We start from the raw sequence: 24,246 nt of genomic DNA, 5'->3' as shown, positions 1-24,246 counted from the left end.
GATAGGAAGTGATGGATGTGCCGGAATTACCAGAGGTTGAAACGGTCCGGCGCACTCTGACCGGGCTTGTAAAGGGAAAAACAATCAAATCGGTAGAGATCAGATGGCCGAATATCATCAAACGTCCTGCCGAACCGGAGGAATTTGCGCGAAATCTAGCAGGAGAAACGATACAGTCTATCGGTAGACGGGGAAAGTTTTTACTGTTTCATTTAAATCATTATGTTATGGTTTCCCACCTGCGAATGGAAGGGAAATACGGGCTTCATCAAGCGGAGGAGCCGGACGATAAACACGTGCATGTCATATTCACGATGACAGATGGAACCCAGCTTCGTTACCGGGATGTGCGGAAGTTTGGGACCATGCATTTATTTAAACCGGGAGAGGAAGCGGGCGAGCTCCCGCTTTCTCAGTTAGGGCCGGAGCCGGATGCAGAAGAATTTACGAGTGTGTATTTGAAAGAACGGCTTGCCAAAACAAACCGTGCTGTCAAAACCGCCCTGTTGGATCAGAAAACGGTTGTCGGACTCGGGAACATTTATGTAGACGAGGCTCTTTTCAGAGCGGGTGTCCATCCTGAGACAAAAGCAAATGAATTGTCAGACAAAACAATCAAAACACTTCACGCTGAAATCAAAAACACCCTGCAAGAGGCGATTGACGCGGGCGGCAGCACAGTCCGTTCGTATATCAACTCCCAAGGGGAAATCGGAATGTTCCAGCTGCAGCATTTTGTGTATGGAAAAAAAGACGAGCCGTGCAAAAATTGCGGAACGATGATTTCAAAAATTGTTGTCGGAGGCAGGGGCACGCATTTTTGCGCGGAGTGCCAGAAAAAATAGTAGCATAATGCTTCATCGTCCAAGCTGTCGGTGCATATATCAGTAACTCTGTAATAGAGGATGCCATTTTCGAAACACGGATTTTTCACTTTACCATATACATGATTGTGATGAATCCCGGGCATTTCACATCTGATACAAGAGCACCAACAGAAAGGAAGAAACGGATATGCAAATGGTTTCTATACTGCTGCTGGCGTTGGCTGTCAGCTTGGACAGTTTTTCAGTCGGATTTACGTACGGATTGAGAAAAATGAAAATACCGTTTAAAGCGATTTTGGTTATCGCCTGCTGTTCCGGTGCTGTCATGTTTATATCCATGCTGATCGGGAGCTTTCTTACAAAGTTTTTTCCTGTATATGTGACGGAGAAGCTTGGCGGTTTGATATTGGTCGGAATTGGTGTATGGGTTCTGTATCAATTTTTCAAACCGGCAAAAGACAAAGAATACTTATTGCATGAAAAAACGCTGCTTAATTTAGAGGTTCGGTCATTAGGGATTGTGATTCATATTTTGAGAAAACCTATGAGTGCGGATATCGACAAATCGGGTGTGATTAATGGAATCGAGGCGGTCTTATTGGGATTTGCCTTATCGATTGATGCCTTCGGAGCAGGTATAGGCGCAGCCATTCTCGGTTTTTCACCGATTATGATGAGCATCGCCGTGGCAATCATGAGCTCGCTGTTTGTATCAATCGGAATTAACGCCGGCCATTTTCTGTCTAAGTGGAAATGGATTGATAAAATGGCGTTTTTGCCGGGGCTTCTGCTGATCACGATTGGGCTCTGGAAATTGTAAAAAGGAGTGGATCTCTTGACCTTAGTCATTGGTTTAACGGGAGGAATAGCCAGCGGCAAAAGCACGGTTGCCAATATGCTGATTGAAAAAGGAATAACAGTTATAGATGCAGATATCATCGCCAAACAAGCGGTAGAAAAAGGGACGCCCGCCCACCGGCAAATCATTGACGAATTCGGTGAAGACATTCTGCTCCCAAACGGTGATATAGATAGAAAAAAGCTTGGGGCACTGGTATTTACAAATGAACAAAAGCGCCTTGCTTTAAATGCGATTGTTCATCCCGCAGTCAGGCAGGAAATGCTTAAGCGCCGTGATGAAGCCATTGCAAATCAGGAAGCGTTTGTTGTCTTAGATATCCCGTTATTGTTCGAAAGCAAATTGGAATCTTTAGTTGATAAAATTATTGTGGTTAGTGTCACAAAAGAGTTTCAGCTTGAGCGTCTGATGAATCGCAACCAGCTGACGAAGGAAGAAGCGGTCAGCCGAATCCGCGCTCAAATGCCATTAGAGGAAAAAACAGCAAGAGCAGATCAAGTCATCGATAACAGCGGCACGCTCGAAGAGACTAAGCAGCAGCTTGATGACACCATCAGCAGCTGGGCATAATGCAAAACACCGTTCAATATGAACGGTGTTTTTTGTGATTAAAAATCAAAGTTGTCCGGATCAGGACCGACGCGCAGGTTTTCATTCAGCGCATCGATGCGATTCATGTCATCCTGTGTTAATTCAAAGTCAAATACGCTGGCATTTTCTTTCATACGATGTTCTTTCGTTGATTTAGGAATCGTAATGATGCCATGCTGCAGATCCCAGCGCAAAATGGATGTTTGAGCGATGCCTGCCAGTACAGAGTGGTCAAGCAGATGTCCCTGCATTAAATGTGACCAAGCCTTCATCTCATATTCCTCCTTTGTGTGATGTGCCGTATAAATAAAAAAGAGCAGATTCAAATCAGCCGGCAAATGTGATTATGAAAGATATCACCAAGAAAGAAAAGTAAGTACTTTAAAGTGCTATAGTCACTTTTTGGTGCCTGTAAGGAGAAGAAAAAATATAACATTTCTGTTGAAGCGACTCTTGAAGTAATCGGCGGGAAATAGAAATGCGTCATTTTATGCCATGTGACGCACGGAAAAAAACGCACGAGTGAATTAAAGCGCCTGATGCCCAACATTACGCCAAAAATGCTGAATCAGCAGCTTCGTGAGCTGGAAACGGACGGTGTCATTAACCAGATCGTATATAATCAGTTTCCTCCCAAAGTGGAGTGTGAGCTCGGCGAATACCGCCGCAGCTTAGAAGGGGTTTTAGACATGCTGTGTGCTTGGGGAGCGAATCATATTAACAAAGTGTACGGGGGATACATTTTCAGTGTTAGAAGAAAGTGTGCTCAATGATAAGTTAAAACAGGAATCATAAAAAATAATGGCAGTCAGTGCGGAGCGCTGGCTGCTTTTTGATTCTTAGGACTGAAATTGTGTGCAAGAAAAGATATCATGCATCATAAATTAGCGTTATAATCGTTGATTTTTATCAAGATGTACTGGCGAATTCGTTTTAATGTGTTATACTAATTTCAGATAACAACAAATTAGGATGGCATAATTGATAAGGGGTGTCCAACATGAAGGTAAAAGTAGCGATAAACGGGTTTGGAAGAATCGGAAGAATGGTTTTTAGAAAAGCGATGTTAGACGATCAAATTCAAGTAGTGGCCATAAACGCCAGCTATTCCGCAGAAACGCTGGCTCATTTAATAAAGTATGACACAAATCACGGCAGGTACGACAAAGAGGTTGTGGCCGGTGAAGACAGCCTGATTGTAAATGGAAAGAAAGTGCTTTTGTTAAACAGCCGTGATCCAAAACAGCTGCCTTGGCGGGAATATGATATTGACATAGTCGTCGAAGCAACAGGGAAGTTTAATTCAAAAGATAAAGCGATGGGCCATATAGAAGCGGGCGCAAAAAAAGTCATTTTGACTGCTCCGGGAAAAAATGAAGACGTTACCATTGTGATGGGAGTAAATGAGGACCAATTCGACGCTGACCGCCATGTCATTATTTCAAATGCGTCATGCACGACAAACTGCCTTGCGCCTGTTGTAAAAGTGCTGGATGAAGAGTTTGGCATTGAGAGCGGGCTGATGACTACAGTTCACGCGTATACGAATGACCAGAAAAATATTGATAATCCGCACAAAGATTTGCGACGGGCGCGGGCATGCGGTGAATCCATCATTCCGACGACAACAGGAGCGGCAAAGGCGCTTTCGCTTGTGCTGCCGCATCTGAAAGGAAAGCTTCACGGCCTCGCCTTGCGTGTCCCGGTTCCGAATGTCTCATTGGTTGATCTCGTTGTCGATCTGAAAATGGATGTGACGGCTGAAGAGGTAAACGAGGCATTTAAACGGGCTGCCAAAACTTCGATGTACGGCGTGCTTGATTATTCAGATGAACCGCTCGTCTCGACTGATTATAATACGAATCCGCATTCTGCGGTCATTGACGGGCTGACAACAATGGTAATGGAAGGCAGTAAAGTAAAGGTGCTCGCATGGTATGACAACGAATGGGGCTACTCGTGCAGAGTCGTTGATCTGATCCGCCATGTAGCGGCACGAATGAAACATCCGTCTGCTGTATAAAATAAGGTCGTGGACATATTTTGAAGAAAAAACCCTTAACAGCATATTTCTAAAAAAACGCACCTTGCAAATTAGACTTAAACACAGTATACTATTTTTCGTGAACTTCTTGCTTGAGACTGTTTCGGAATTACTTAAAGGGTTAGGACCTCTCCGGACTAACTTTCCCCCGTGGTAAATGGCCGACCCAGTTGTTGGAATTTCACTTTTTAATTCTTGTTAAGGGGGGTCCATGACTATGGAAACAATGGGGCGTCACGTTATCTCCGAGCTATGGGGATGCGATTTTGATAAGCTGAATGACATGGATTTTATTGAAAAAACGTTTGTAAATGCTGCTCTAAAATCAGGTGCTGAGGTGCGCGAGGTTGCATTTCACAAATTTGCACCGCAAGGCGTAAGCGGAGTTGTGATTATTTCTGAATCACACTTAACTATTCACAGTTTTCCTGAGCACGGATATGCGAGCATTGATGTTTATACTTGTGGAGACTTAGATCCTAATGTCGCTGCTGACTATATCGCAGAGGCATTACATGCTGATACAAGAGAAAACATTGAAATACCGAGAGGAATGGGGCCTGTGCAAATTAAACAGGCGCAAGCGAAAGTACTATAAAGTAAACACGAACACAAAGGGAGCTGAAGCTAGAAAGCCGTTATGCGCTTTTTAGCTTATGCTCCTTTTATTTTTATAAACAAACAAGGGCGGTCAGCTTTTTCTTTTTTCATTTTTTTTGTAAAATAGAAAGAGATTTTCACAAACCACCTGATGCTGTAGATACAGCTTTACTCACAACGGCTCTCCTGACAGATGGCTGTCACATTTATTTTTAAAAGGCGGAGGCTGCCGAAAATACATTCCAGGGAACGAAATAGTTGGGAGCTGATTTTATTGAAATGTCCTTCATGCCAGCATAACGGAACGCGGGTCCTTGATTCACGGCCTGTGGATGATGGGAAATCCATTCGCCGAAGACGCGAGTGCGAATGCTGCCATTACCGGTTTACCACCTTTGAAAAAGTGGAGGAAACCCCGCTCATCGTCGTGAAAAAAGAAGGCGTGCGGGAGGAATTCAGCAGAGAAAAAATGCTGCGCGGCCTCATAAAAGCATGCGAAAAAAGACCCGTTCCACTCAAAACGCTTGAAGACATGTGCTTTGATATTGAAAAAGAACTTCGCAATCAAGGCTGCTCTGAGGTGAAAAGCGAATTCGTCGGAGAAATGGTCATGGACCGGCTGGCTAAGATTGATGAGGTCGCATATGTGCGGTTCGCGTCTGTCTATCGGCAGTTTAAGGATATAAACGTCTTTATCGACGAACTAAAAGACTTAATAAAGAAAGAGCGTTAAAAGAGCTAAGAGGATTCTTCTAGCTCTTTTCTCATGTGCAAAATTGGCATTTGATAGATATAAGAAACGGTGTAAAATGAAAGGTAGAAACAAATTCGGAAGGTTTGAGAATGTATGGCTGACTATTGGAAAGATGTACTGCCTGTAGATCCTTATGCGGTCAAAAGCAGATCGATGCTTCAGGATATAGACAGACAAATAATCACACTGCTGTACCAGCCCTTAATCGGCCCTGTTGCATTCTCACTTTATATGACATTGTGGGGAGAGCTGGAACAAAACCGTCTGTGGGGCGGCGAGTCCACACATAGACAGCTGATGGGGATGACACAGTCTAATTTAAAAACGATCCATCAGGAACAAGGGAAGCTCGAGGGCATCGGATTGCTAAAAGTATATATGAAAGAATCCGAGCGGCAGGAGCGCCTCTTTATATATGAACTCCTTCCGCCGCTCAGGCCAAATGAGTTTTTTGAAGACGGGATGCTGAATGTTTTTCTGTACAATAGAGTCGGAAAAACAAAATACCAGCAATTAAAACAATTTTTCACGCATCCGGCCATTTCAGAGGATGCGAAGGACATTACGCGGCCGTTTAATCATGCGTTTGAATCGCTGCAGCCGAGTGAATGGAAGCTTACATCTGATATGGAGGAAACGGTGAGACTTGCGGAGGGCACAGAATATACTTCTGTCGGACAGGCTCCGTCCTACACCATAACAGAGGATGTGTTTGATTTTGATTTGTTTTTAGCGGGACTTTCTGAGACGATGATTCCGAGAAAAGCGATGACCCAGCAGGTGCGGGACACAATCAAAAAGCTTTCTTATCTGTACGGTATAGACCCTTTGCAGATGCAAAATGTCGTGATGAGTGCAATTGATGAGCGTGACGTTATTACGTCGGAGGCTTTAAGAAAAGCGGCCAGCGACTGGTATCAAATCGAAAGAAACGGACAGCTGCCAGACGTCGTGGAAAAAACACAGCCGGTGCATCTGCGAGAAGGCGAAAAACCGGCGAAAGAGGATTCGCTGGACGGAAAGCTGATCGCATTGCTGGAGACGATTTCTCCGAAGAAGCTTCTGCAGGACATTGCCGACGGAACAGAGCCGTCAAAAGCTGATCTGAAAATCATAGAAGAAATTATGTTTGAACAGAAGCTCGAGCCAGGCGTTACAAATGTGTTAATTTATTATGTCATGCTGAAAACCGACATGAAGCTGTCGAAAAATTATATCCAAAAGATCGCCTCGCATTGGGCGCGCAAAAAGGTAAAAACGGTCAGAGAAGCGATGAAGCTCGCGATAGAAGAAAACCGCCAATACCTTGAATGGGCTGAAGGGAAAGCAAATCAGCCTTCGAAACGAAACCAAAAAGTGATTCGCGAAGAAAAACTTCCTGACTGGATGGAAGAAAAAGAGACAGCCTCCGAGTCAGAATCCGGACAGGGGAAGCTGCATCCGCAGGACTTGGAAGAACAGAAGAAAAAGATGATGGAAGAAATGAAAAAACTGAAAAAATACTCTGCCTATTAAAGACAGAGATGCGGGGTGAAGGAATAGATGGAACCAATCGGCCGTTCCCTGCAGGGCGTAACCGGCAGGCCGGATTTCCAAAAACGTCTTGAACAAATGAAGGAAAAAGTCATGAAGGATCAAGATGTTCAGGCATTTTTGAAGGAAAACGAAGAAGTGATTGATCAAAAAATGATCGAAAAGAGCTTAAACAAGCTTTATGAATATATCGAGCAAAGCAAGAAATGCTCCTATTGTTCGGAAGATAAAGATTGCAACAATTTATTGGAGGGCTACCATCCGAAGCTTGTTGTCAATGGCCAATCTATTGATATTGAGTATTATGAATGTCCGGTTAAACGGAAACTCGATAAGCAGAAAAAACAGAAGTCCCTTATGAAAAGCATGTATATCCAGCAGGATCTTTTGGGAGCGACTTTCCAGCAAGTTGATATCAGTGACCCGAGCAGGCTCGCGATGTTCCAGCATGTGACGGATTTTCTGAAAAGCTATAATGAGACGGGAAAAGGGAAAGGGCTGTATTTACACGGGAAATTCGGGGTAGGAAAAACGTTTATGCTCGCTGCGATTGCCAATGAGCTGGCGGAAAAAGAGTATTCCTCGATGATCGTCTATGTGCCCGAATTTGTGAGAGAGCTTAAGAATTCGCTGCAAGACAAGTCATTGGAAGAGAAGCTCAATATGGTCAAATCAACACCCGTATTGATGCTTGATGACATCGGAGCGGAATCAATGACGAGCTGGGTTAGGGATGAAGTCATCGGAACAGTGCTCCAGCACAGAATGTCCCAGCAGCTGCCGACTTTCTTTTCGTCTAATTTCTCACCTGACGAGCTGAAGCATCATTTTACGTATTCGCAAAGGGGAGAAAAGGAAGAAGTAAAAGCGGCAAGACTTATGGAGCGAATTTTATATTTGGCTGCTCCAATCCGCCTGGACGGAGAAAACCGCCGACATCCGTAACTGCTGCGGTTCAAAGGGGAAGGAACTGAGGGTATGAAACGAAAAACAGCTGTTAAATGGCTGGCAGTGCTTGCAGGTGCAGGAATAATCTTTTGGGGAAATAAAACGTATTTGAATTTATCGCCGAAAGAGATCAGGATATGGGTATTGTCGTTCGGGGCCTTTGCACCGCTGATGTTTATCGGGATATCCATCGTCAGGCCTCTTATTTTATTTCCCGTATCTGTTGTTTCTCTAGCGGGAGGACTCGCATTTGGCCCGCTTCTCGGCACGCTTTACACGTTATTCGGTTCAATGTGCGCTTCAGCTGTTTCGTTTTTTGCCGCAGGTTTGTTTGCGGCGAAAAAGAACGGCCATTACGAAAAGCTTGAAGCCATTCAGAAGCAGATGGAGGATAACGGATTTTTTTATATCTTTCTTTTAAGAATCATGCCGATCAATTTTGATTTCATCAGCTATGCGGCAGGCCTTTCCAATGTCAAAGCGCTGCCGTATTTTGCGGCAACGGCCGCGGGAATCATTCCCGGGACCATCGCGCTGAATGTGCTGGGAGCGAGCTTTTCAACTGGAAATCTGCCCGCTTTCTTTATGGTGATCGCTTTGTATAGCGTGTTTATTTCGCTGCCGTTTATCTTCAGAAAGAAAATGCAAAACTTGTTCCAAGAATCAAATTAACATTTGCCAATGACCTTTACGTCTATTTTAAAAACATCCCCCATATACTTGTAACAGATGCCGTAAGGGGGGACAAACATGCTTGAAATAATCTTTGAAGATGACCATGATGCAGCCGCTTTTTTACATCTCATTCAGCATTCGGACGATCGGAACTATATCATTGTCCGGGAAGGCATACGAAAAATCGGGATTGAAAAAGCTAAGCCGGCTATCTCTATTCAGCGTTTTATGGAGCCGATTCTGGTCAAGTTTTTTTTAGAGTGCAAAGAAGACGAACATATGCTGTCATTGATTGAGGAAACATACTGCTTCACGGACCAGGATGAACAGCAGCAAATCCTTCAGCTTGCCCATAGTATTATTGAAGGAGAAGCGGACGATCTTCCGTTTGAGCCGCTAAAGCTTTCGCGGAAACAATCAATTTTGGATGAACTCCAAACGATTCGTTTAGAGGAAGGCTTATTTTCCATTCGTTCCTTTCAGACCTTCCGGCTCGGACAATACTACAAGCAGCTGAGAGACATTACGGAAGCGGCGATAGATGAATATAAAATGGAACAGGAATATCAAAACTTTATTCAAACACTCAGAGAATATGTAACGGCCAAACAGCCGCGAATCAAAAAGGTGCATATTGTCCATGACGGTTCATTTACAATTTGGGAGCTGCGTTATGTGCAGGAACGGGAAAAAATGAAATACATAGACAGGCGATTTGTCCGGGATCATCCTATGTACATTGATTCTCATTTGCTCGCGCCGCTGATCTCCATCGCGCCTGATGAAGTGGTGCTTTATACCGACCAGCCCGAGCATATGATGGCAAGGACCATTCAAAACGTATTTCAAGAGCGACTGGAAATGCTTCCGCTGCATGCTTTTTCAGACGCAGAAATACCGGTAGAGCACTCAGAAGGATAAGGGCCGGCAGCCTGTATATATAGGGCTGTCGGTTTGGAAAAAAGGAAATGCGATCGTGTTGATTTTTTGGAATGAACAATTTATAATACATAGGAGATTAAGAAAGACACACGTATTGATAAGGACATGAAGGAATGATACCGGCTCAAAGAGAGGGAAGCCCCGGCTGCAAGCTTCCTAGCTAAGGACCATTCGCTTTACCGCCTTTGAACTTCAGCTGTGAACCCCTCCTTGATAAGGAGCAGTAATGGCTGACGGGAACTCCCGTTACAGAGATTAGAGCCGCAAGTGCCGGAATATTGGCTTTGCGGAAAAAAGGGTGGAACCACGATTCCGTTTATTCAACCTCGTCCCTTTCATAGGGGGCGGGGTTTTTATATGCAAAAAAAGGAGTGACATAGATGTCAGATATGGTAAAAATCACATTTCCTGATGGAGCAGTCAAGGAGTTTGCGAAAGGAACAACAACAGAGGATATCGCGGCATCCATCAGTCCGGGATTAAAGAAGAAATCATTAGCCGGAAAACTGAACGGAGAAGAAATTGATTTGAAAATGCCGATCAATGAAGACGGTAAAGTGGAAATCATTACAGAAGGTTCCGAAGAAGGCCTTCAAATAATGCGCCACAGTACGGCTCACTTGCTGGCTCAAGCGATTAAACGCATTTACAAAGATGTCAAATTCGGTGTCGGTCCGGTCATCGAAAACGGTTTTTACTACGATGTAGAAATGGAAGAAGCGATTACGCCGGAGGATCTGCCGAAAATTGAAAAAGAAATGAAAAAAATCGTTAATGCGAACCTCCCGATCGTTCGAAAAGAGGTCAGCCGCGAAGAAGCGAAAGCACGTTTTGCTGAAATCGGCGATGACCTGAAGCTTGAACTATTAGATGCGATTCCGGAAGGAGAAACCGTTTCGATCTATGAGCAAGGTGAATTCTTTGACCTGTGCCGCGGCGTACACGTTCCTTCAACAGGAAAAATCAAAGAGTTTAAACTGTTAAGCCTTGCAGGCGCATACTGGCGCGGTGACAGCAATAACCAAATGCTTCAGCGCGTATACGGCACAGCTTTCTTCAAAAAAGCTGATCTGGAAGAGCATCTTCGCATGCTTGAAGAAGCGAAAGAGCGTGACCACAGAAAGCTCGGCAAAGAGTTAAAGCTGTTTGCGAATTCTCAAAAAGTCGGACAAGGCCTGCCGCTTTGGCTGCCAAAAGGGGCGACAATCCGCCGCGTCATCGAGCGCTACATTGTCGATAAAGAAATCAGTCTCGGCTATGAGCACGTATACACACCAGTGCTTGGAAGCAAAGAACTGTATGAAACATCAGGGCACTGGGAGCATTATCAGGAAGGCATGTTCCCGCCGATGGAAATGGACAACGAAACACTTGTGCTACGTCCAATGAACTGTCCGCACCATATGATGATTTACAAACAAGACATTCACAGCTACCGTGAACTTCCGATTCGGATTGCGGAGCTGGGAACGATGCACCGTTATGAAATGTCAGGTGCCCTGTCAGGCCTTCAGCGCGTGCGCGGCATGACATTAAACGATGCACATATCTTTGTGCGCCCGGATCAAATTAAGGACGAGTTTATCCGTACAGTCCGTTTAATTCAGGACGTATATGAAGACTTTGGCTTAAGTGATTACACATTCCGTCTGTCTTACCGTGATCCTGAAGACACGGAGAAATATTTTGATGACGATGAAATGTGGAACAAGGCGCAATCCATGCTGAAAGAGGCAATGGATGAAATCGGCCATGACTATTACGAAGCAGAAGGTGAAGCGGCATTCTATGGCCCTAAACTTGATGTTCAGGTAAAAACAGCGATCGGCAAAGAAGAAACATTGTCTACGGTTCAGCTTGATTTCTTATTACCTGAACGTTTCGATCTGACTTATATCGGTGAAGACGGCAAGCAGCACCGTCCGGTTGTGATTCACAGAGGTGTCGTCTCAACAATGGAACGCTTTGTTGCCTTCTTAATTGAAGAACACAAAGGCGCGCTGCCAACATGGCTTGCACCGGTTCAATTCCAAGTCATCCCGGTTTCTCCTGCTGTGCATTTAGACTACGCGAAAAAAGTGCAGGAACGCCTGCAGCGTGAAGGCCTGCGTGTAGAAGTCGACAGCCGTGATGAAAAAATCGGCTACAAAATCCGTGAAGCGCAAATGCAAAAAATCCCGTACATGCTTGTGGTCGGTGATCAAGAAGCAGAAAACGGAGCGGTAAACGTCCGTAAGTACGGAGAGCAGAACTCTGAAACCATTTCGCTTGATGATTTTGTGAAAAAAGCAGTAGCTGAAGCGAAAAAATAAGCTAAAAAAGCATGATCTCGTTGAAGAGATCATGCTTTTTTTTATTTCTCTATTATAGGAAACAAATCATGAAGGCTGCTGATGATGTAATCAGGTGCCACGCCCGTTTCGTTTTTCTTATCCGTCCGGTTGATCCAAACGGTTTTGATTCCGGCTCTTGAGGCGCCTAAAATATCAGTGTTCAAATTATCGCCGACCATGATCGCATCGTCTTTTTCAATATTCATCAGCTCAAGGCAATGTTCAAAAATGGAAACATCCGGTTTCCCTTTGCCAAAAGCGCCCGAGATGACGATTTCATTGAAATAAGGGGCGAGTTCTGGAACGCCGGCGAGCTTCTCTTTTTGCAGGCTCGGATCGCCGTTTGTCAAAAGCAGCAGTTCATACTTGCCTTTTAATTGATCGAGCACTTCAAATGTTTCATCATATACAAATGGGCGTTTTCTGCGCTCTGCTGCGAAAAACTCTCCCAAGTATTCGCCATATGCGGGATCATCAATGCCAAGCGCTTTCAGTCCGTTTGTCCAAGCGTTTCTTCTGTACTCCGGCACAATCTTGTTCAGCTTCTGAAAGCCTTCACTGATCGGTTCTGAGAAATTGGACCACAGTCCTTCAAACGGATTAATGCCGATCATCACTGTATATGGATACGTCTCATATGACATGTACAATTCTCTCGCCGCTTCGCGAACAGCTTCTTCAAATGCCTGCGGGTCAAGGCCATATTTTTTTTCCGCCTGTAAACAAGTTTCTGCAAATGTTGTTCTGACACTTTTTTCATCCCAAAGTAGTGTATCGTCTAAATCAAAAAATACGGCTTTCATGATCTTCTCCTCTGCTTCAGATTCAAATCTTTCAGCCAAAAGGCTCATGTTTTATTTTACAATAGATAAAAGCCTTGTGAAATATGTTTTCAGATGATTTTAAAAAAACAGTCAGCCGTGAAGCTCATTGACTGAAAACATGCTAGAATGAAAACGGAAAGAATAGGTGACACGCATGATTCATTTAATGATTATGATGCTTGAAAGGGTAGGGATTATTGTGATTTTGGGGTTTATTCTCGCCCATACGAAGCTTTTCAGACAAGCTTTGCAAAATCAGGACGGCTATAAAGGAAAAGCGGTTTTAATCTCTATTTTTTCTCTCTTCAGCATCATCAGCAATTATACAGGCATCGAAATTCAAAAAAATATGATTGTAAACAATGACTGGGTGTTTGCGATAGATCCGTCGGGCTCTATCGCGAATACCCGTATTTTGGGCGTGGAAATCGGAGGCCTTCTCGGAGGTCCGCTTGTAGGGGCGGGAATCGGTGTACTGGCGGGCCTTCACCGTTTTTCGCTCGGCGGCAGCACGGCCATAAGCTGTGCGGTATCATCGGTTTTAGCGGGTGTTCTAGCAGGTTTGATCGGACGGTATTTTACGAAGCGCTACCGAATGCCGACACCTCGAATCGCCGCTCTTGTGGGAATCGGTATGGAGTCACTGCAGATGGTGATTATTTTGCTGATGGCGAAGCCGTTCAGTGATGCTTGGGAACTTGTCAGCATAATCGGGATTCCGATGATACTCATCAATGGAACAGGCAGTTTTATTTTCCTGTCCATTATCCAAGTGATCATTCGCAAAGAAGAGCAGGCAAGGGCGCTTGAAACGCACAGAGTGCTGACGATTGCTGACCAGACGCTTCCGTTTTTTCGCCAAGGATTAAATGAAAGCTCCTGTAAAAGTGTGGCGGCTATTATCCATAAGCTGACCGGAACAGATGCTGTTTCTCTCACTGATAATGAGAAGATCCTTGCGCATGTCGGCGCGGGAATAGATCATCACATTCCATCAAAAAGCTTGATCACCGGCCTGTCCAAAAAGGTGATCAAAACAGGAGAAATCATGAAGGCGGTTACTCAGGAAGAGATTGAATGCACGCATGCTGAATGTCCCTTGCACGCGGCGATTGTCCTGCCGCTGACATCAAACGGCAATACAATCGGCACCTTAAAAATGTACTTTAAAAGCCCGGCAGGCCTGAGTCAGGTAGAGGAAGAGCTTGCTGAGGGGCTGGCCATGCTGTTTTCGACACAGCTGGAGCTTGGGGAAGCAGAGCTGCAAAGCAAGCTTCTCAAAGATGCTGAAATCAAAGCGCTTCAGGCGCAGGTGAATCCGCATTTTTTATTTAACGCGATCAACACGATTTCTGCGTTATCCCGCACGGATGTTGAAAAAACCCGTAAGCTCTTATTGCAGCTCAGTGTTTATTTTCGTTCAAACCTTCAAGGAGCGAGACAGCTGCTGATTCCGCTCTCAAAGGAGCTGAACCACCTTCACGCCTATTTGTCATTAGAACAGGCGCGTTTTCCCGGGAAATATAAGATTGAGCTCAATATCGACAGCAAACTGGAGCAGATTGAAATCCCTCCGTTTGTTTTACAGGTGCTTGTGGAGAATGCGCTTCGGCACGCATTTCCGAAAAAACAAGACATGTGCAAAGTTACGGTTTGTGTCTTATCTGATGATACTTCCGTCTATATGAAGGTGACGGATAACGGACGGGGAATTCCGCCGGACGTCCTGCCAGAACTCGGAAAGAAACCGTTTCCGTCTAAGGAGGGTACCGGTACAGCGCTTTATAACCTGAATCAGCGGCTGATCGGTTTATTCGGACAGCAGGCCGCGCTGAATATCAGGAGTGAGGTTCAAAAAGGGACAGAGGTGTCCTTTCAAGTCCCAACGCAACAATGAAAGAGGGAGAAAAACATGCTCAGGGTGTTAATAGTTGATGATGAGATGCTGGCGAGGGATGAATTGGCTTACTTGCTCAAGCGGACCAATGAGGAAATGGAAATCAATGAAGCGGAAAATATCGAATCTGCTTTTGACCAAATGATGGATCAAAAACCTGACTTGCTGTTTTTAGACGTTGATTTATCCGGAGAAAACGGTTTTGATATTGCTAAGCGATTGAAGAAAATGAAGCATCCTCCTGCTGTTGTGTTTGCGACGGCGTATGACCAATATGCGCTCAAAGCGTTTGAGGTGGACGCTTTAGATTATTTAACCAAGCCTTTCGATGAGGAAAGAATTCAGCAAACGTTAAAAAAATATAAAAAAGTCAATCGGGATATTGTTGAAACAGATCAGAGCAGCCATGCCGGCCAGCACAAACTGGCGCTATCTGTCGGAGAATCAATTGTGATCGTAGATACGAAGGACATTGTCTATGCCGGAACGGAAGATGGTCACGTCAATGTAAAAACCTTCGAGAATTCTTATACAGTCAGCGATACGCTCGTTGTCATTGAGAAAAAGCTGCCTGATGCTGATTTTATCCGCGTCCATCGGAGCTTTGTCGTCAATACCGAATATATTAAAGAAATTCAGCCATGGTTTAATTCTACATATAATCTGATCATGAAAGACGGATCGAAAATACCGGTCAGCCGGACATATGCGAAGGAATTGAAAAAGCTGCTCCATATTTGATGGGCGGCTTTTTGCATTTCAGCCATTTCATTCTGCAACTCAGTCCCGCTATTCGGCATGTTATCTTGTAAGCGCTTCATAACAGAGGATTCTTATTTATAATGGGAGTACCAAAGAGAAAGAGGTGAAGAAAATGAGTGCTAAAAAAGTGTACGGGTTTTTAACACAAGCATTTATTTTTGCCGTCATTATGCTGGTTTCAAATATGATTGCCGCTATTGTCCCAATTCCTATCCCGGCATCGGTTGTAGGATTGGTCTTATTATTTCTCCTATTATGTTTAAAAGTGATTAAACTGGAACAAGTAGAAACGCTCGGAACGTCTTTAACCTCTCTGATCGGATTTTTATTTGTCCCGTCAGGTATATCTGTTATGAATTCGCTTGGTGTGATGCAGCAATACGGCCTGCAAATTGTTCTTGTCATTCTGCTCGCAACGATTATATTGCTGGGGGCTACAGGATTGTTTTCACAGCTGATTCTTTCGCTAAGCGGAAAACGCAAATCCGCAGCGGACATGAAAACAAAAACAGTGCAAAGCCCGCAGAACAATAACGAACTCGTTCACCATTAAGGAAACAGGAGGTTCAACAGATGGAAAGCACAATGAGTCCTTATTTCGGAATTGTCGTATCACTGGCTGCATTCGGCATCGGCACTTTTTTATTTAAGAAAACGAAAGGCTTCTTCCTTTTCACTCCTTTGTTTGTTGCCATGGTGCTTGGGATCGCATTTTTAAAAATCGGCGGTTTTTCCTACGCGGACTATAATAACGGGGGAGAAATCATTAAGTTTTTTCTTGAACCGGCGACGATCGCTTTTGCCATTCCTTTGTACAAACAAAGAGATAAGCTGAAAAAATACTGGTGGCAAATCATGTCCTCTATTATCGTTGGCTCTATTTGCTCTGTCACGATTGTTTATTTGCTCGCAAAAGGCATTCACCTCGATGCGTCAGTGATGAAAAGCATGCTTCCGCAGGCGGCTACAACGGCAATTGCGCTTCCTTTATCAAAAGACATCGGAGGCATCAGCAACATCACAGCTTTTGCGGTTATCTTTAACGCTGTCATTGTATATGCGCTCGGAGCGTTGTTCTTGAAGGTGTTTAAAGTAAAGAATCCCATCTCTAAAGGGTTGGCTCTCGGAACGTCCGGGCATGCACTCGGTGTAGCTGTCGGGATCGAGATGGGAGAGGTCGAAGCGGCGATGGCAAGTATTGCTGTTGTCGTAGTAGGAGTTGTAACGGTTCTGGTCATCCCTGTGTTCGTGCAGCTGATCGGAGGATAAGCCAAGGCTGATAGCCTTGGCTTTGTCTATTTTATGGTGCGTCTTCGGGATCGATATATCCTTGTTTAATGCCCCATTCGACTTGGTCATCATGCCACTTTTTTCGTTCTTCATAACCATAGCCGTCGTCATCAGGAAGCTCTGAAGCCGGCTGTTGAACGGTACCATCTGTCTGGTTCGAGGATGACGGTGAATGTTGGCTATTAGATGAGGGTGCCTCGGTCTGCTGTCGTTGTGCCTGCGAGTGCCGCTTTTTTTCAGCATTTGCTTCCTGCTCTTTTTGGATTGCTGCCTGCCGCTGTCTTTCAAGTTCAGCTTGTCTTTCAGCTTCTGCCAATCGCTGTCTCTCCGCTTCTTCCTCCTGCTGTTTCTTTCGTTTCGCCTCTCGCTCTTTTTCTCGTTTTTTTGCGGCGGCGATTTGTCTTTGTTTCTCTGCTTCTTCTTTTGCTTTCAGCTTTCCTAATTCAGCAGCGAGCGGATTTTCAAACTTTATTTTCGTTGAAACGGGTTTTAGTTTTTTCAGCTCTTTCTCCAGTTCCTTTTGATGAAATGCTGCGGCTGTTTTAACAGTTTCAGCTTTTGGTTCGGAAGGTGTGCTTTTGCTATTCGAGCAACCGGTCAATATCAATGTGAAAAATAAAGCAAGCTGTATCAGTTTGTTCATACGTCAGACTCCCTTCTGCTTCTTATATCGGTTAGGGATTAACTTTGTTTTACATTTTTTCCTGTCAGTGGTTGCGTGGTGAATTGCGAAATAAGGAGAAGGATGGGGGAGACTATTGGTTCTTCATCTAACAGAATCAGGTGTGCACCACCCTCGGCTCACGGTCTTTATTCATGGCGGGGGGTGTCAGCGGCTGGTTGCGGTACAGCAAATCAGCTATTTTCAGCATTTCGGGGGATCGGCCATGGAGTATTCGCTGGCTGAATCGATGTTATTCAACAAAACACTTGATGTGTAGCTGACTGTTCGGACACTTTACATTCTGGATGAGAATGCAAAGATTTTCTTTTTCTTTCTTGCACTCATAGAAAACCCATGTTACAATGAGAAAGTTGTTCCGGAGAAGTCATCCTTGACTAAAGATCCGGCATTGTGTAGAATAGTTATTGAATTGAATATAAATCACAAGCAGAAGCACCCGCTTCTCACCTGATTGACACATGCATGTAGTTGGCAGGTTGACCGTACATTTTTATTGATACAGATGTTCGTAGTGTGGGTGTTTTATAATGCCCGCACTTTTTGTTTGCCTGCAGAATGCAGTCAAAATGAGTTGTGAATCAATTCGAAGAAACTATGGAGGTGGCTCATTATTAGCAAAGATCAATTGGTTAATGAGGGTATCCGTGCACGTGAGGTCCGTCTAATCGGACAAAATGGCGACCAGCTTGGAATCAAGTCCCGTCAGGAAGCACTTGAAATCGCCGGCCGCGCAAATCTTGACCTTGTGTTAGTTGCAGCGAATGCAAAACCGCCTGTCTGCCGAATCATGGACTACGGTAAGTTCCGATTTGAGCAGCAGAAAAAGGAAAAAGAAGCACGCAAAAATCAAAAAATCATTAACTTAAAAGAAGTTCGGTTAAGTCCGACAATCGATGAGCATGACTTTAACACGAAATTGCGCAATGCGATTAAATTCCTTGAAAAAGGCGATAAAGTGAAAGCTTCTATCCGATTTAAAGGACGCGCAATCACTCATAAAGAAATCGGCCAGCGTGTATTAGACCGTTTTTCTGAAGCATGTGCTGAGGTTGCGACTGTCGAAACAAAACCAAAAATGGACGGCCGCAGCATGTTCTTAATGCTCGCGCCGAAAAACGAAAAGCAATAAGGAGGAAATCCCATGCCAAAAATGAAAACTCACCGCGGATCTGCTAAACGTTTTAAAAAGACAGGTTCTGGGAAGTTGAAACGTTCTCACGCGTACACAAGTCACTTATTCGCCAACAAATCTCAAAAGCAAAAGCGTAAGCTTCGCAAGAGTGCTGTTGTAAGTGCAGGAGACTTCAAACGCATCAAACAAATGCTTGCTAACATCAAGTAATCGGACAAGGAACAATTAGGAGGGAAATTTAATGCCAAGAGTAAAAGGCGGAACTGTTACACGTAAGCGTCGTAAAAAGGTTCTTAAATTAGCAAAAGGTTATTTCGGTTCAAAACATACATTATACAAAGTAGCTAACCAGCAGGTCATGAAATCTGGAAACTATGCTTTCCGTGACCGTCGTCAGAAAAAACGTGATTTCCGTAAACTTTGGATCACTCGTATTAACGCAGCTGCCCGCATGAACGGTCTTTCTTACAGCCGTTTAATGCACGGTCTTAAGCTTTCTGGTATCGAAGTAAACCGTAAAATGCTTGCTGATCTTGCTGTAAACGATCTTACTGCATTCAATCAGCTTGCTGATACTGCTAAATCTCAATTAAACAAGTAATCATATAGAGCCGCTCTCCAGCAGAGCGGCTTTTTTATATAAAGGATGGGGGCAACATGGTTATTGCTGTTTATTTGGTGCTGATGAATCTGTGCGGTTTTTGGGTGATGGGGGCTGACAAACGAAAAGCGCAGCAGCACAAATGGAGAATTTCTGAAGACCGGCTGTGGCTGATAGCGATCGTGTTTGGAGCGCTCGGTGTCTGGCTTGGCATGCAAACCTTCAGACATAAAACGAAGCACGCCTCTTTTAAGTATGGAGTGCCGCTCCTTTTGTTGATTGAAGCGGTCTTGATCGGCATTTATTACAGTCCGTTTGATTTATAAAAAGCAGAAAAGCGTTTTAGCGCTCTTCTGCTTTTTTGGCGAGTTTAATGGGCTGGTCCCAGTCAATCTTACAATTCGGATAGCGTTCCAGCACTTTTTCTTCAATGTTCTCAAAATCTTTTGCAGACAAATGCTTCAGCTTCTGAGGAGATTCTGTCCAGACAAAAATGGTATGGATAAACAGCGGATGATCTTTGGAAGGAATATGCTTTTCTCCTTCAAAAAGCACGCCTTTATACGTCAGTTGAAAGTTCTTACGGGCATTGTTCTGTTCATCAATAATATAAAAATGTTCTTTTGATTGGGCCAGTTTGAGCCTTCTCTTTGGACTGGCGACATATTTGACCGCGGCATAAATACAATAAGCAAAAAGTGCAAGTAATATAATCCTTAGAACCATGACAAACATTGTGTGAAGGCACCTCCCTTATTGTGATGATCTGATGTAATACGAAGAGCATAGAAAAAGGTTTCACTTTTTTAAAAGAAAAGTTCTAAAAACATATACCCGATTTTCAAGTGAAATAGTCGTATGGTTAGCGTCAGGTTTTGTATAATAAGAATGCAGGACTGATGAAGGAGGTTATGGAACATGGCAAAATTAGATGAAACATTGACCATGCTGAAAGATTTAACAGATGCAAAAGGCATACCGGGCAATGAAAGAGAAGTAAGGCAAGTGATGAAATCATACATAGAACCATTTGCTGATGAAGTGACAACAGATCGTCTGGGCAGTTTAATCGCCAAAAAAACAGGTGCGGAAAACGGCCCGAAAATTATGATTGCCGGGCATTTGGACGAAGTCGGTTTTATGGTGACGCAAATCACTGATAAAGGCTTTATCCGTTTTCAAACCGTTGGCGGCTGGTGGGCTCAGGTGATGCTGGCCCAGCGTGTAACCATCGTGACGAAAAAAGGGGAAATCACAGGGGTTATTGGCTCAAAGCCGCCTCATATTTTATCTCCTGAAGCGAGAAAAAAATCAGTGGAAATAAAAGAGATGTTTATTGATATTGGAGCTTCAAGCCGAGAAGAAGCCTTGGAATGGGGTGTGCTTCCGGGAGATATGATCGTTCCTCATTTTGAATTTACAGTCATGAACAATGAAAAATTCCTCTTGGCGAAGGCGTGGGACAACCGCATCGGCTGTGCGATTGCCATTGATGTGTTAAGAAATTTACAAAACACAGATCATCCAAACATTGTGTATGGCGTGGGAACTGTGCAGGAGGAAGTCGGCCTAAGAGGAGCGAAAACAGCAGCATACACCATTCAGCCTGATATTGCGTTTGGTGTTGATGTAGGGATAGCAGGAGACACGCCTGGGATTTCTGAGAAAGAAGCGCAAAGTAAAATGGGTGAAGGACCCCAGATTATCGTGTACGATGCATCCATGGTTTCTCACAAAGGTTTGCGAGATGTCGTTGTCGCTACGGCGGAGGAAGCGGGCATTCCGTACCAATTTGATGCCATTGCCGGCGGCGGAACTGATTCGGGAGCCATCCATTTGACGGCAAATGGTGTTCCCGCGCTGTCCATTACCATTGCAACCCGCTACATTCATACACACGCGGCTATGCTGCATCGTGACGATTATGAAAATGCGGTCAAATTAATTACAGAAGTGATTAAGAAATTAGACCGAAAGACAGTTGACCAAATCACATATGAATAAAAATGATTTGAATCCGCTATAAAAGGCGGATTCTATTTATTTGTCTGTACAAATTCAATAAGTAACTCTACAATAAGGATATATATAGAAAATATGTGCTAGTCTGGTTGATAAGCAAGTTTTCTATATCTCAAAAAAAGGAGGATTTAATGAATATGAAAAAGAAAGCGTTTTCAAATTTATTGCGTTTTTCTTGCGCAGCTTTAACAGCTGGTGCTGTGATGTTGTCCGCTTTGCCAGCATCAGCCGCTTTTTGGGGAGCATCGAACGAGCTTCTGCATGATCCGACGATGGCAAAGGAAGGAAATACTTGGTATGCCTTCGGGACAGGGCTTGCAGAGGAAAACGGACTTCGTGTACTGAAAGCGGACAGCAACGGGGTATGGAGAGTTCAAAAATCAATTTTCACCAGTCCTTTATCGTGGTGGCGCCAATATGTGCCTAATTTCGAACGAAACCAATGGGCTCCGGATGTGACATACTACAACGGAAAGTACTGGCTTTACTATTCGGTTTCTTCGTTTGGAAGCAATACCTCTTTAATTGGGCTTGCTTCAGCAACTAATCTCAGTTCGGGCAGCTGGAAGGATGAAGGGCTAGTTACTCGGACAACAACTGCAAATAATTATAATGCCATTGATCCTGAATTAACGATTGACAAAGATGGAAACCCTTGGCTTGCATTCGGATCATTTTGGGGCGGAATTAAATTAACGAAATTAAACAAAGATACGATGAAACCAACCGGTTCATTATATTCAATAGCGGCCAGACCAAATAACGGCGGCGCTCTGGAAGCCCCTACATTAACATACCATAATGGCTACTACTATTTAATGGTGTCATTCGATAAATGCTGTCAAGGGATAAATAGTACGTACAAAATTGCTTACGGCAGATCGAAAAATATTACAGGTCCTTATGTAGACAGAAACGGTAAAAGCATGATGGACGGAGGAGGTACGATTCTTGATTCCGGCAATGAACAGTGGAAAGGGCCGGGCGGACAGGATATCGTAAACGGAAACATACTTGTGCGTCATGCTTATGATGCAAAAGACAACGGCATACCAAAGATGTTAATCAATGATTTGAATTGGAGCTCAGGCTGGCCGTCTTATTAAGATAAAGGCAATCGTTCACATCTTATTCTCTTTGTTTAGCCCTGATACATCAGGGCTTTTTCTAATGGAAAGCGGAATCGGAAGGTGAATTGACAGAAAAATCATAGTTTTAAGAACGTATTTTTTCACCTAAAAACCTAGTAACCAATCATTTCTTTTTGTAAAAGAATACAAAAATGATTGACAGTAAATAAACCTACTAATATAATGAAGTTGTTCGTACAAATTAATTGTTAATAGTTTATTTTTTGTTATTAGTCCGTATCTGTTTGGGTAATTGAAAGCGTTTTACTATAGGAAGAAAGGGGCAGATTACATGCTTCAGACAAAGGATTATGAATTCTGGTTTGTAACAGGAAGCCAGCATCTATACGGGGAAGAGACACTGGAACTGGTGGATCAGCATGCGAAAAGCATTTGCGAGGGGCTCAGCGGGGTTTCTTCCAGATATAAAATCACTCACAAGCCTGTCGTCACTTCATCGGAAACCATCAGACAGCTGTTAAGAGAAGCGGAGTACAGTGAGACATGCGCCGGCATCATTACATGGATGCATACATTTTCTCCCGCAAAAATGTGGATAGAAGGTCTTTCTACTTATCAAAAACCGCTTATGCATTTGCATACTCAATATAATCGCGATATCCCTTGGGGTACGATTGACATGGATTTTATGAACAGCAACCAATCCGCACATGGCGATCGTGAGTACGGTTACATCAACTCGCGAATGGGTCTGAGCCGGAAAGTCGTTGCAGGGTACTGGGATGATGAAGAAGTGAAGAAAGAGATTTCCCAGTGGATGGATACAGCGGCTGCATTAAATGAAAGCAGACATATTAAGGTTGCCAGATTCGGAGATAACATGCGTCACGTCGCGGTAACGGACGGAGACAAGGTGGGGGCGCATATTCAATTTGGCTGGCAGGTTGACGGGTATGGCATCGGAGACCTTGTAGAGGTGATGAACCGCATCACCGACGACGAGGTTGACACGCTCTATGCGGAGTATGACAGGCTCTATGTGATCAGCGAGGAAACAAAACGTGACGAAGCAAAGGTAGCGTCCATTAAAGAACAGGCGAAAATTGAACTTGGATTAACCGCTTTTCTTGAACAAGGCGGATACACGGCGTTTACGACATCGTTTGAAGTGCTGCACGGAATGAAACAGCTGCCGGGGCTTGCCGTACAGCGCCTGATGGAGAAGGGCTACGGATTCGCCGGTGAGGGAGATTGGAAGACGGCGGCCCTTGTACGAATGATGAAAATCATGGCTGAAGGAAAAAGAACGTCCTTCATGGAAGATTATACGTACCATTTTGAACCGGGAAATGAAATGATTCTAGGTTCGCATATGCTTGAAGTGTGTCCGACTGTCGCTTTGGATCAACCGAAAATTGAGGTTCATCCGCTTTCTATCGGGGGAAAAGAGGACCCTGCACGTTTTGTATTTAACGGCATCAGCGGTTCAGCTATTCAAGCAAGCCTTGTTGATATCGGCGGGCGTTTCCGCCTTGTTTTGAATGAAGTTAACGGACAAGAAATTGAAAAAGATATGCCGCATCTGCCAGTGGCCCGTGTTCTCTGGAAGCCGGAGCCATCATTGAAAACAGCGGCGGAGGCATGGATTTTAGCCGGCGGCGCACACCATACCTGCTTGTCTTATGAACTGACAGTGGAGCAAATGCTCGATTGGGCAGAAATGGCGGGAATCGAAAGTGTTCTCATTTCCCGTGATACGACAATTCACAAGCTGAAACACGAATTAAAATGGAACGAGGCGCTTTACCGGCTTCAAAAGTAGGAAGGGGGATGCCA

At 44.2% G+C, this 24,246-nt stretch carries 24 protein-coding genes, 4 pseudogenes and 1 other annotated feature; of the genes and pseudogenes, 24 read left to right on the top strand and 4 right to left on the bottom strand.

The features are described 5' to 3' along the window. Nucleotides 1-17 precede the first annotated feature (17 nt). From mutM to coaE, 3 genes and pseudogenes are all read left to right on the top strand, one after another. Nucleotides 18-845, top strand: a complete 828-nt coding sequence (gene mutM / locus ABZM97_RS14580; protein ID WP_253268472.1) for a DNA-formamidopyrimidine glycosylase — start codon at nucleotides 18-20, stop codon at nucleotides 843-845. A 151-nt stretch (nucleotides 846-996) separates the two neighbouring features. Further along, nucleotides 997-1,647 (top strand): annotated as a pseudogene (gene ytaF / locus ABZM97_RS14575) (sporulation membrane protein YtaF); the annotation flags it as partial. A gap of 15 nt (nucleotides 1,648-1,662) precedes the next feature. Next, entirely contained in the window at nucleotides 1,663-2,256 is a 594-nt protein-coding gene (gene coaE, locus ABZM97_RS14570; protein WP_367386908.1) for a dephospho-CoA kinase, read from the top strand. A gap of 38 nt (nucleotides 2,257-2,294) precedes the next feature. Here coaE and ABZM97_RS14565 read toward each other — a convergent pair. After that, nucleotides 2,295-2,552: pseudogene (locus ABZM97_RS14565) on the bottom strand (aldo/keto reductase); the annotation flags it as partial. Between the two features lie 159 nt (nucleotides 2,553-2,711). Between ABZM97_RS14565 and ABZM97_RS14560 the strand changes: the two are divergent. The 9 genes and pseudogenes from ABZM97_RS14560 (at nucleotide 2,712) to thrS (ending at nucleotide 12,085) form a co-directional block, all read left to right on the top strand. Next, nucleotides 2,712-3,072: pseudogene (locus tag ABZM97_RS14560) on the top strand (winged helix-turn-helix transcriptional regulator). 205 nt (nucleotides 3,073-3,277) lie between these two features. After that, entirely contained in the window at nucleotides 3,278-4,300 is a 1,023-nt protein-coding gene (locus ABZM97_RS14555; protein WP_087992411.1) for a glyceraldehyde-3-phosphate dehydrogenase, read from the top strand. 238 nt (nucleotides 4,301-4,538) lie between these two features. Then, a complete protein-coding gene (speD, locus tag ABZM97_RS14550) occupies nucleotides 4,539-4,919 on the top strand; it encodes an adenosylmethionine decarboxylase (protein ID WP_003223584.1) in 381 nt (126 codons plus the stop codon). Between the two features lie 276 nt (nucleotides 4,920-5,195). Next, nucleotides 5,196-5,654, top strand: coding sequence for a transcriptional regulator NrdR (gene nrdR / locus ABZM97_RS14545; RefSeq protein WP_087992410.1), 459 nt, complete (start codon nucleotides 5,196-5,198; stop codon nucleotides 5,652-5,654). Between the two features lie 114 nt (nucleotides 5,655-5,768). Then, nucleotides 5,769-7,190, top strand: coding sequence for a replication initiation membrane attachment protein DnaB (dnaB, locus tag ABZM97_RS14540; protein WP_333516674.1), 1,422 nt, complete (start codon nucleotides 5,769-5,771; stop codon nucleotides 7,188-7,190). Between the two features lie 27 nt (nucleotides 7,191-7,217). Continuing rightward, complete coding sequence (dnaI, locus tag ABZM97_RS14535) at nucleotides 7,218-8,153, top strand: primosomal protein DnaI (RefSeq protein ID WP_367386907.1); 936 nt, start codon at nucleotides 7,218-7,220, stop codon at nucleotides 8,151-8,153. A 33-nt stretch (nucleotides 8,154-8,186) separates the two neighbouring features. Further along, nucleotides 8,187-8,828 carry a TVP38/TMEM64 family protein gene (locus ABZM97_RS14530; RefSeq protein ID WP_367386906.1) on the top strand — a complete coding sequence of 214 codons (642 nt, stop codon included), beginning with the start codon at nucleotides 8,187-8,189 and terminating at the stop codon, nucleotides 8,826-8,828. A gap of 78 nt (nucleotides 8,829-8,906) precedes the next feature. Then, nucleotides 8,907-9,752 carry a putative sporulation protein YtxC gene (ytxC, locus tag ABZM97_RS14525; protein WP_367386905.1) on the top strand — a complete coding sequence of 282 codons (846 nt, stop codon included), beginning with the start codon at nucleotides 8,907-8,909 and terminating at the stop codon, nucleotides 9,750-9,752. 401 nt (nucleotides 9,753-10,153) lie between these two features. Continuing rightward, nucleotides 10,154-12,085, top strand: a complete 1,932-nt coding sequence (gene thrS / locus ABZM97_RS14520; protein WP_087992405.1) for a threonine--tRNA ligase — start codon at nucleotides 10,154-10,156, stop codon at nucleotides 12,083-12,085. Between the two features lie 41 nt (nucleotides 12,086-12,126). Here thrS and ABZM97_RS14515 read toward each other — a convergent pair whose 3' ends face one another. Continuing rightward, nucleotides 12,127-12,909, bottom strand: a complete 783-nt coding sequence (locus ABZM97_RS14515; protein WP_202326960.1) for an HAD family hydrolase — start codon at nucleotides 12,907-12,909, stop codon at nucleotides 12,127-12,129. A 175-nt stretch (nucleotides 12,910-13,084) separates the two neighbouring features. Between ABZM97_RS14515 and lytS the strand changes: the two are divergent. The 4 genes and pseudogenes from lytS (at nucleotide 13,085) to lrgB (ending at nucleotide 16,858) form a co-directional block, all read left to right on the top strand. Further along, nucleotides 13,085-14,865 (top strand): annotated as a pseudogene (gene lytS, locus ABZM97_RS14510) (two-component system sensor histidine kinase LytS). Next, on the top strand, nucleotides 14,843-15,568 hold the full coding sequence (lytT, locus tag ABZM97_RS14505; protein ID WP_367386904.1) for a two-component system response regulator LytT: 726 nt from the start codon (nucleotides 14,843-14,845) through the stop codon (nucleotides 15,566-15,568). Before lytS ends, lytT begins: the two are co-directional and overlap by 23 nt. A 133-nt stretch (nucleotides 15,569-15,701) precedes the next feature. Then, nucleotides 15,702-16,142, top strand: a complete 441-nt coding sequence (gene lrgA, locus ABZM97_RS14500; RefSeq protein ID WP_087992402.1) for an antiholin-like murein hydrolase modulator LrgA — start codon at nucleotides 15,702-15,704, stop codon at nucleotides 16,140-16,142. Nucleotides 16,143-16,162: 20 nt separating this feature from the next. Continuing rightward, a complete protein-coding gene (lrgB, locus tag ABZM97_RS14495) occupies nucleotides 16,163-16,858 on the top strand; it encodes an antiholin-like protein LrgB (protein WP_202326962.1) in 696 nt (231 codons plus the stop codon). A 31-nt stretch (nucleotides 16,859-16,889) separates the two neighbouring features. Here the strand turns inward: lrgB and ABZM97_RS14490 are convergent, their stop codons facing one another. Beyond that, complete coding sequence (locus ABZM97_RS14490) at nucleotides 16,890-17,522, bottom strand: hypothetical protein (RefSeq protein ID WP_253268467.1); 633 nt, start codon at nucleotides 17,520-17,522, stop codon at nucleotides 16,890-16,892. A 115-nt stretch (nucleotides 17,523-17,637) separates the two neighbouring features. Here ABZM97_RS14490 and ABZM97_RS14485 point away from each other — a divergent pair, with 115 nt between their 5' ends. The 5 genes from ABZM97_RS14485 (at nucleotide 17,638) to ABZM97_RS14465 (ending at nucleotide 19,623) form a co-directional block, all read left to right on the top strand. Continuing rightward, on the top strand, nucleotides 17,638-17,820 hold the full coding sequence (locus ABZM97_RS14485) for a hypothetical protein (RefSeq protein ID WP_367386903.1): 183 nt from the start codon (nucleotides 17,638-17,640) through the stop codon (nucleotides 17,818-17,820). 162 nt (nucleotides 17,821-17,982) lie between these two features. Continuing rightward, nucleotides 17,983-18,113: a sequence feature (ribosomal protein L20 leader region), on the top strand. A gap of 58 nt (nucleotides 18,114-18,171) precedes the next feature. Continuing rightward, on the top strand, nucleotides 18,172-18,693 hold the full coding sequence (infC, locus tag ABZM97_RS14480) for a translation initiation factor IF-3 (protein WP_010886591.1): 522 nt from the start codon (nucleotides 18,172-18,174) through the stop codon (nucleotides 18,691-18,693). 12 nt (nucleotides 18,694-18,705) lie between these two features. Beyond that, nucleotides 18,706-18,906, top strand: a complete 201-nt coding sequence (rpmI, locus tag ABZM97_RS14475) for a 50S ribosomal protein L35 (RefSeq protein WP_003222418.1) — start codon at nucleotides 18,706-18,708, stop codon at nucleotides 18,904-18,906. 31 nt (nucleotides 18,907-18,937) lie between these two features. Next, nucleotides 18,938-19,297, top strand: a complete 360-nt coding sequence (gene rplT / locus ABZM97_RS14470) for a 50S ribosomal protein L20 (RefSeq protein WP_087992399.1) — start codon at nucleotides 18,938-18,940, stop codon at nucleotides 19,295-19,297. Nucleotides 19,298-19,353: 56 nt separating this feature from the next. Continuing rightward, nucleotides 19,354-19,623 (top strand): DUF1294 domain-containing protein, encoded by a 270-nt coding sequence (locus ABZM97_RS14465; RefSeq protein WP_087992398.1) that lies wholly within the window; start codon nucleotides 19,354-19,356, stop codon nucleotides 19,621-19,623. 16 nt (nucleotides 19,624-19,639) lie between these two features. Here ABZM97_RS14465 and ysdB read toward each other — a convergent pair whose 3' ends face one another. After that, a complete protein-coding gene (gene ysdB, locus ABZM97_RS14460) occupies nucleotides 19,640-20,032 on the bottom strand; it encodes a sigma W pathway protein YsdB (RefSeq protein WP_087992397.1) in 393 nt (130 codons plus the stop codon). 183 nt (nucleotides 20,033-20,215) lie between these two features. Here ysdB and ABZM97_RS14455 point away from each other — a divergent pair, with 183 nt between their 5' ends. From ABZM97_RS14455 to araA, 3 genes are all read left to right on the top strand, one after another. Further along, entirely contained in the window at nucleotides 20,216-21,301 is a 1,086-nt protein-coding gene (locus tag ABZM97_RS14455) for a M42 family metallopeptidase (protein ID WP_087992396.1), read from the top strand. Nucleotides 21,302-21,456: 155 nt separating this feature from the next. Next, nucleotides 21,457-22,425: a glycoside hydrolase family 43 protein gene (locus ABZM97_RS14450; protein WP_087992463.1), complete on the top strand. Its 969-nt coding sequence runs from the start codon at nucleotides 21,457-21,459 to the stop codon at nucleotides 22,423-22,425. Nucleotides 22,426-22,741: 316 nt separating this feature from the next. Next, on the top strand, nucleotides 22,742-24,232 hold the full coding sequence (gene araA, locus ABZM97_RS14445) for an L-arabinose isomerase (RefSeq protein ID WP_087992395.1): 1,491 nt from the start codon (nucleotides 22,742-22,744) through the stop codon (nucleotides 24,230-24,232). The last annotated feature ends 14 nt before the right edge of the window (nucleotides 24,233-24,246 follow it).

It is taken from the genome of Bacillus vallismortis (genome assembly GCF_040784915.1).
GTDB classification, from domain to species: Bacteria; Bacillota; Bacilli; order Bacillales; family Bacillaceae; genus Bacillus; species Bacillus subtilis_G.
The sequence above is the reverse complement of the archived record's forward strand: the minus strand, read 5'-3'. Positions and strand labels throughout refer to the sequence as shown.